At 68.7% G+C, this 7,037-nt stretch carries 8 protein-coding genes; all 8 read left to right on the top strand.

Annotated elements, in window-relative coordinates; translation table 11 throughout:
- Positions 1 to 1,163 (top strand): urea ABC transporter permease subunit UrtB (gene urtB, locus NK214_RS12780; RefSeq protein ID WP_253314672.1); only part of this gene is annotated, 1,163 nt, incomplete at its 5' end.
- Positions 1,164 to 1,171: 8 nt separating this feature from the next.
- Positions 1,172 to 2,272, top strand: coding sequence for an urea ABC transporter permease subunit UrtC (gene urtC, locus NK214_RS12775; RefSeq protein WP_253314671.1), 1,101 nt, complete (start codon positions 1,172 to 1,174; stop codon positions 2,270 to 2,272).
- 37 nt (positions 2,273 to 2,309) lie between these two features.
- Positions 2,310 to 3,143: an urea ABC transporter ATP-binding protein UrtD gene (gene urtD, locus NK214_RS12770; RefSeq protein WP_253314670.1), complete on the top strand. Its 834-nt coding sequence runs from the start codon at positions 2,310 to 2,312 to the stop codon at positions 3,141 to 3,143.
- Position 3,144: 1 nt separating this feature from the next.
- Positions 3,145 to 3,843 (top strand): urea ABC transporter ATP-binding subunit UrtE, encoded by a 699-nt coding sequence (urtE, locus tag NK214_RS12765; protein WP_253314669.1) that lies wholly within the window; start codon positions 3,145 to 3,147, stop codon positions 3,841 to 3,843.
- Between the two features lie 3 nt (positions 3,844 to 3,846).
- Positions 3,847 to 4,689, top strand: coding sequence for an urease accessory protein UreD (locus NK214_RS12760; protein ID WP_107799314.1), 843 nt, complete (start codon positions 3,847 to 3,849; stop codon positions 4,687 to 4,689).
- Between the two features lie 27 nt (positions 4,690 to 4,716).
- Positions 4,717 to 5,019 carry an urease subunit gamma gene (gene ureA / locus NK214_RS12755; RefSeq protein ID WP_107799313.1) on the top strand — a complete coding sequence of 101 codons (303 nt, stop codon included), beginning with the start codon at positions 4,717 to 4,719 and terminating at the stop codon, positions 5,017 to 5,019.
- 10 nt (positions 5,020 to 5,029) lie between these two features.
- Positions 5,030 to 5,335 carry an urease subunit beta gene (locus tag NK214_RS12750; RefSeq protein WP_253314668.1) on the top strand — a complete coding sequence of 102 codons (306 nt, stop codon included), beginning with the start codon at positions 5,030 to 5,032 and terminating at the stop codon, positions 5,333 to 5,335.
- Positions 5,332 to 7,032 carry an urease subunit alpha gene (gene ureC, locus NK214_RS12745; RefSeq protein ID WP_253314667.1) on the top strand — a complete coding sequence of 567 codons (1,701 nt, stop codon included), beginning with the start codon at positions 5,332 to 5,334 and terminating at the stop codon, positions 7,030 to 7,032. Before NK214_RS12750 ends, ureC begins: the two co-directional genes overlap by 4 nt.
- Positions 7,033 to 7,037 lie beyond the last annotated feature (5 nt).

Raw genomic sequence — 7,037 nt, 5'->3', positions numbered from 1 at the left:
GCCACCACCACGTAGTCCGGATGGGATTCGGAAATGGAAAACCCCACCTTGTACAGCTCGTTGATCAGGCCGGCGCCCGCCTGTCGCTGAGCAGTCCGGACCCGGCGCAGCGGCGTGCCGCCGCCATGGCGCTGGCGGACAGCGGCGATCCGGCGGCCTTGGCCTTGCTGGCGCCCTTGACCGACGCCGCCGCGGAAAACGATGCCGAAGTGCGGGCCGCCGCAACGCGGGCGCAAGCGGCCATCCGCGCCAGCGTGCGGATAGACAATCTGCTGGGCGCGGCCTTCGCCGGCCTCAGCTTGGGTTCGGTGCTGCTGCTGGCGGCCTTGGGCCTGGCCGTCACTTACGGCCTGCTGGGCGTGATCAATATGGCGCATGGCGAGATGCTGATGCTGGGGGCCTATGTCGCCTACGCGGCGCAAAGCCTGTTCCACAGCCGCTGGCCGGCCGCCGCCGACGCCTATCTGGCGCTGGCCCTGCCGGCGGCCTTCCTGCTGACCGCCGCCGTGGGCATGGCGCTGGAGAGGCTGGTGATCCGCCACCTCTACGGCCGCCCGCTGGAAACGCTGCTGGCCACCTGGGGCATCAGCCTGGTGTTGATGCAGCTGGTGCGGACCTTGTTTGGAGCGCAGAACGTGGCGGTGGCCAACCCCGGCTGGCTGAACGGCGGCTGGGCCTTGAGCCCGGCGCTGACGCTGCCCTACAACCGCATCGCCGTCATTCTGTTCTCCGCGCTGACGCTGGGCCTGGTCTGGCTGGCGCTGAACCGCAGCCGGCTGGGCCTGTTCGTGCGCGCGGTGACTCAGAACCGGCGCATGGCGGACAGCCTGGGCGTGGCCACCGGGCGGGTGGACATGTTGGCCTTCGGCCTGGGCAGCGGCATCGCCGGCCTGGGCGGGGTGGCGCTGAGCCAGATCGGCAATGTCGGCCCGGACCTGGGTCAGGGCTATATCGTCGACAGCTTCATGGTGGTGGTGCTGGGCGGCGTGGGCCAGCTGGCCGGCGCGGCATGGGGCGCGCTGGGCCTGGGCGTGGCCAACAAGCTGTTGGAGCCGGCGCTGGGCGCGGTGCTGGGCAAGATTCTGATCCTGGCCGGCATCATTCTGTTCATCCAAAAACGTCCGCAAGGCCTGTTCGCCCTCAAGGGCCGGGCCGTGGATTAGGAGCCGCCATGCATCTTCCTTACTCTTTACGGCTCTTGTCCGGCCTGGGCCGACGGCGCTGGGGCGCGGCGGCGCTGGTGCTGGTCTGGCTCGGTCTGCTGGCCTTGCCCTTGCTGCATGTGTTCGCGCCGGCGGACAGCGGCTGGCGGGTGTCGGCCTATGTTCTGACCCTGGCGGGCAAGATTCTGTGCTACGCGGCGCTGGCCTTGGCCTTGGACCTGGTCTGGGGCTATGCCGGCTTGCTCAGCCTGGGCCACGGCCTGTTCTTCGCGCTGGGCGGCTACGGCATGGGCATGTATCTGATGCGTCAGATCGGCGGCGACGGCGTCTACCAGAGCGCGCTGCCGGATTTCATGGTGTCGCTGGACTGGCGGACGCTGCCGTGGTTCTGGCAGGGCAGCGAACACCTGGCCTGGGCCCTGTGCCTGGCGGTGGGCGCGCCTGGATTGTTGGCGCTGGGCTTTGGCTGGCTGGCTTTCCGTTCCCGCATCCGCGGCGTGTATTTTTCCATCATCACCCAGGCGCTGACCTATGCGGCGATGCTGCTGTTCTTCCGCAACGAAACCGGTTTTGGCGGCAATAACGGCTTTACCGGCTTCAAGCGCATCCTGGGCTTCGGCATCGCCGAGCCGGCCACCCGCGCCTGGCTGTTCGTCCTCAGCGCGCTCTTGCTGTCGCTGGCTTTGCTGGGGGCGTTCCGGCTGACGCGCGGCAAGTTCGGCCGTGTGCTCACCGCGGTGCGCGACGCCGAGTCGCGGCTGATGTTCTGCGGCTACCGGCCGCAAGACTACAAGCTGGCGGTATGGGTGTTGTCCGCCATGCTCTGCGGCCTGGCCGGGGCCTTGTACGTGCCGCAGGCCGGCATCATCAATCCGGGCGAGATGTCGCCGGGCAATTCGATCGAGGCCGCCGTCTGGGTGGCGGTGGGCGGCCGCGGCACCTTGATCGGACCGGTGCTGGGCGCCGTCTTGGTCAACGCCGCCAAGAGCTGGTTCACCGTGGCCTTTCCGGAGTACTGGCTGTTCTTCCTGGGCGGGCTGTTCATCGCCGGCACCCTGTTGCTGCCGCGCGGCTTGATGGGCTGGCTGGCGCGAGGCCGCGGCGCTTGAGGCGGCCGCGCGTTTATTGATTTCCCGGATATGCTACATGAATACAACAAGCGAAAATACCGTTCCGCGCGGACAGTGGGAGGGCGAGGCGGTGGGCTTGTCCCGACCATTGACGCCGGGGCTGGACATTCGGCACGGACAGATATTATATCTTGACGATGTCATAGTTGATTTCGACGGTTACCGCGCGCTGAACCGTTTGACGCTGTCGATCGCCGTCGGCGAATTGCGCGTGGTGATCGGCCCCAACGGCGCCGGCAAGACCACGATGATGGATGTGATCACCGGCAAGACCCGGCCGGACGCCGGCAGCGTGTTCTTCGGCCAGACCCTGGACCTGCGCAGATACGACGAGGCCGAGATCGCCCAACTGGGCATAGGGCGCAAATTCCAGAAGCCCACGGTGTTCGAGGCGATGACGGTGGCGGACAACCTGGAGCTGGCGCTGGCCGGAGACCGCTCGGTGCGCGCCAGCCTGCGCGCGCGGCTGGGCGCGGCTCAGCGCCGCCGCGTCGACGAGCTGCTGGAACGGGTGCGGCTGCAGGAGCAGCGCGGCAGGCTGGCCGGCCTGCTGTCGCACGGCCAAAAGCAATGGCTGGAGATTGGCATGCTGCTTGCTCAGCAACCCAAGCTGCTCTTGCTGGACGAGCCGGTGGCCGGCATGAGCGACGCCGAAACCGAACAGACCGCGGAGCTGCTGCTGAGCCTGAAGGGCGAGCACTCCCTGATGGTGGTGGAACACGATATGGATTTCGTCGCCAGCCTGGGCGGCCGGGTGACGGTGCTGGCCGAAGGCGCGGTGCTGGCGGAGGGGACGCTGCGGCAGGTGCAGGCGGACGAGCGGGTGATCGAAGTGTATCTGGGGCGCTGACATGCTGGAAATCGACGGACTGGAACAGTATTACGGCGGCAGCCGCATCCTGCGCGGGATCAGCCTGCGCGCCGAGACGGGGCGGATCACCTGCCTGCTGGGGCGCAACGGCGCGGGCAAGAGCACGCTGCTCAAATGCCTGAGCGGGCAATTGCCGATACGCGGCGGGCGCATGCGCTGGCGCGGCGAGGACATCGCCGCGCTGGCGCCGCATCAGCGCGCGGCACGCGGCATCGCCTATGTGCCGCAGGGGCGCGAAATCTTTCCGCGGCTGACGGTGGAGGAAAACCTGCGCCTGGGTCTGGCGCGTTTCTCCGGCGCGGCCGGCCGCCGCTTGCCGGACAGCGTGTTCGAGATGTTTCCGGTGCTGTACGAGATGCGCGGCCGCCGCGGCGGCGACCTGTCCGGCGGCCAGCAGCAGCAATTGGCGATTGGCCGCGCCTTGGCCGGGCGGCCGTCGCTGCTGATGCTGGACGAGCCGACCGAGGGCATTCAGCCCTCCGTCATCAAGCAGATCGGCGCGGCGATCCGCCAATTGGCGGCCGGGGGCGAGATGGCCATCCTGCTGGTGGAACAGTATTACGACTTCGCCGAGGCGCTGGCGGACCGCTACCTGGTGATGGCGCGCGGCGCAGTGGTGCAAAGCGGCCTGGGCGAGGCCATGCGGGCGGACGGCGTGCGCGGGCTGCTGGCGATCTGAGCGATGCGACGCGATGCCGCCGCAGTCGGCCTGCCGCCGCCCTGGGCCGCCGAACTGGAGCTGAGCTACCGGCGCCGCGACGGACGCACCATTCCGGTGCGGCGGCGGCATTGCGGCCCCTTGCGGGTGCAGCGCCACTTCACCGACGACGCCGGCCAGTGCCAGCACATCATCGTGCATCCGCCGGGGGGCATGGCCGGCGGCGACAGCCTGAGCCTGACGGTGACTTTGGAAGAGGGCGCGGACGCGCTGCTGACCAGCCCCGGCGCCGCCAAGTGGTACGACGGCTTCGGCCGCCCGGCCAGCCAGCGGCTGGAGCTGTCTTTGGCCGCCGGCGCGCGGTTGGAATGGCTGCCGCTGGAAACCATTCTGTTCGCCGGCGCCGAGGTGAGCTTGCAAGGCCGTGTCCAGCTGCAGGGCGACGCCGCGCTGCTGTATGGCGACGTGCTCTGTCTGGGGCGGCCGGCCTGCGGCGAGCGCTTCGACCGCGGTCTCTGGCGTCAAAGCCTGGACATAGAACGCGACGGCCGCTTGATCTGGTGCGAGCGCGCCGCCTTGGCCGGCGGCGACCGCATGCTGGACGCGGCGGTCGGAATGGGCGGCCAGACCGCGGTCGGCCTGCTGTTGTGGGCCGGGCCGGCGCTGCCGGAGGCCTTGCATCAGGCGGTATTGGCGCTGCCGCTGGCGGGCCGCGCCGCCGCCAGCCAACTGCCGGACGTCTGGCTGGCGCGCTTCATCGGCGACAGCGCCGAAGCCGCCCATCATTGGCTGCGGCGGGCGCGGCGCTTGCTTTACCCGTTCACCCACGGCCGCGCGGCGCAGGAGCCGCGCATCTGGGCGACTTGACCCTTCAATGAGAAATGGGACTTCACGATGGAATTGACGCCCAGAGAAAAAGACAAGCTCTTGATCTTCACCGCCGGCCTGCTGGCGGAGCGCCGCCGCGCGCGCGGCCTGAAGCTGAATTATCCGGAGGCGGTGGCCTATATCAGCGCCGCCGTCATGGAGGGCGCGCGCGACGGGCGCAGCGTGGCGGAGCTGATGCATTACGGCGCCACCTTGCTGGGCCGCGAGGACGTGATGGACGGCGTGGCCGAGATGATCGCCGACATCCAGGTGGAAGCCACTTTTCCGGACGGCACCAAGCTGGTCACTGTCCACCAGCCCATTGTATGAGGAGGCCGCGATGATTCCCGGACAGATCCAGGCCGCCGAGGGCGAGATCGAGCTCAACGCCGGCCGCCACACCCTGACGCTGACGGTGGCCAATACCGGCGACAGGCCGATCCAGGTGGGCTCGCATTATCACTTCGCTGAAACCAACGACGCCTTGCAGTTTGACCGCGAGGCCGCCCGCGGCTGCCGGCTGAACATCGCCGCGGGCACCGCGGTGCGCTTCGAGCCCGGGCAGGTCCGCAGCGTGGAGCTGGTGGAGCTGGCCGGCCGGCGCCGGGTGTACGGCTTTCAGGGCAAGGTGATGGGGGCCTTATGAAAATCAGCAGACAGGCGTACGCCGAGATGTTCGGCCCCACCGTCGGCGACCGGGTGCGCTTGGCCGACACCGAATTGTGGGTGGAAGTGGAGCGCGATTACACCGTGTACGGCGAGGAGGTGAAGTTCGGCGGCGGCAAGGTGATACGCGACGGCATGGGCCAGGGCCAGGGCCTGGCGGCGGAAGTGGCCGACACGGTGTTGACCAATGCGCTGATCCTGGACCACTGGGGCATCGTCAAGGCCGACATCGGCCTCAAGGACGGCCGCATCGCCGCCATCGGCAAGGCGGGCAATCCGGACATCCAGCCCGGCGTCGACATCGCCATCGGCGCCGCCACCGAAATCATCGCCGCCGAAGGCATGATCGTCACCGCCGGCGGCATCGACAGCCACATCCACTTCATCTGCCCGCAGCAGATCGAAGACGCCCTGATGTCCGGCGTCACCACCATGATAGGCGGCGGCACCGGGCCGGCCACCGGCAGCAAGGCCACCACCTGCACGCCGGGGCCGTGGCATCTGGGGCGGATGCTGGAAGCGGCGGAAGCCTTTCCGATGAATCTGGGCTTCACCGGCAAGGGCAACGCCAGCCTGCCGGAGCCGCTGCGCGAGCAAGTGCGCGCCGGCGCCATCGGCCTCAAGCTGCACGAAGACTGGGGCAGCACCCCGGCGGCGATAGACAACTGCCTGACGGTGGCGGACGAGATGGACGTGCAAGTGGCCATCCACACCGACACCCTGAACGAATCCGGCTTCGTCGAGGCCACGCTGGCCGCGTTCAAGGGCCGCGCCATCCACACCTATCACACCGAGGGCGCCGGCGGCGGCCACGCGCCGGACATCATCAAGGCTTGCGGCCACGCCAATGTGCTGCCCAGCTCCACCAATCCCACCCGGCCGTTCACGGTCAACACCATAGACGAGCACCTGGACATGTTGATGGTCTGCCATCACCTGGACCCGGGCATCGCCGAGGACGTGGCCTTCGCCGAAAGCCGCATCCGGCGCGAAACCATCGCCGCCGAGGACATCCTGCACGATCTGGGCGCCTTCGCGATGATGTCCTCGGACAGCCAGGCGATGGGGCGGGTGGGGGAAACCATACTGCGCTGCTGGCAGACGGCGGACAAGATGCGGCGCCAGCGCGGCCCCTTGCCGGGCGACGGCCCCGGCCACAGCAATTTCCGGGTCAAGCGCTACCTGGCCAAGTACACCATCAATCCGGCCCTGACCCACGGCATCGCCCACGAGGTGGGCAGCGTCGAAGCCGGCAAGCTGGCCGATCTGGTGCTGTGGCGGCCGGCCTTCTTCGCGGTCAAGCCCAGCCTGATCCTCAAGGGCGGCGTCATCGCCGCCGCCGCGATGGGCGATCCCAACGCCAGCATCCCGACGCCGCAGCCGGTGCACTACCGGCCGATGTTCGGCAGCTGCGGCGCGGCGGTGGCGCGCGGCAGCGTCACCTTCGTGTCGCAGGCGGCGCTGCAGGCCGGCGTCGGCGCGGAACTGGGCCTGCGCAAGCGGCTGGTGGCGGTGCGGGGCTGCCGTCAGCTGAGCAAGGCCGATCTGATCCACAACAATTACCTGCCGCATATCGAGGTGGACCCGCAAAACTACCAGGTGCGCGCCGACGGCGAATTGCTGTGGTGCGAACCGGCCGAGCGCCTGCCGCTGGCGCAGCGTTATTTCTTGTTTTGAGAGGA

It is taken from the genome of Chromobacterium sp. S0633, assembly GCF_024158805.1.
Lineage (GTDB): Bacteria > Pseudomonadota > Gammaproteobacteria > Burkholderiales > Chromobacteriaceae > Chromobacterium.
The sequence above is the reverse complement of the archived record's forward strand: the minus strand, read 5'-3'. Positions and strand labels throughout refer to the sequence as shown.

Excerpts from the sequence above, each read along its gene's own strand:
- urtE (WP_253314669.1), top strand. The coding sequence starts at position 3,145 with ATGCTGGAAATCGACGGACTGGAACAGTATTACGGCGGCAGCCGCATC.
- ureC (WP_253314667.1), top strand. The coding sequence starts at position 5,332 with ATGAAAATCAGCAGACAGGCGTACGCCGAGATGTTCGGCCCCACCGTC.
- urtC (WP_253314671.1), top strand. The coding sequence starts at position 1,172 with ATGCATCTTCCTTACTCTTTACGGCTCTTGTCCGGCCTGGGCCGACGG.
- NK214_RS12750 (WP_253314668.1), top strand. The coding sequence starts at position 5,030 with ATGATTCCCGGACAGATCCAGGCCGCCGAGGGCGAGATCGAGCTCAAC.
- urtD (WP_253314670.1), top strand. The coding sequence starts at position 2,310 with ATGAATACAACAAGCGAAAATACCGTTCCGCGCGGACAGTGGGAGGGC.
- ureA (WP_107799313.1), top strand. The coding sequence starts at position 4,717 with ATGGAATTGACGCCCAGAGAAAAAGACAAGCTCTTGATCTTCACCGCC.
- NK214_RS12760 (WP_107799314.1), top strand. The coding sequence starts at position 3,847 with ATGCGACGCGATGCCGCCGCAGTCGGCCTGCCGCCGCCCTGGGCCGCC.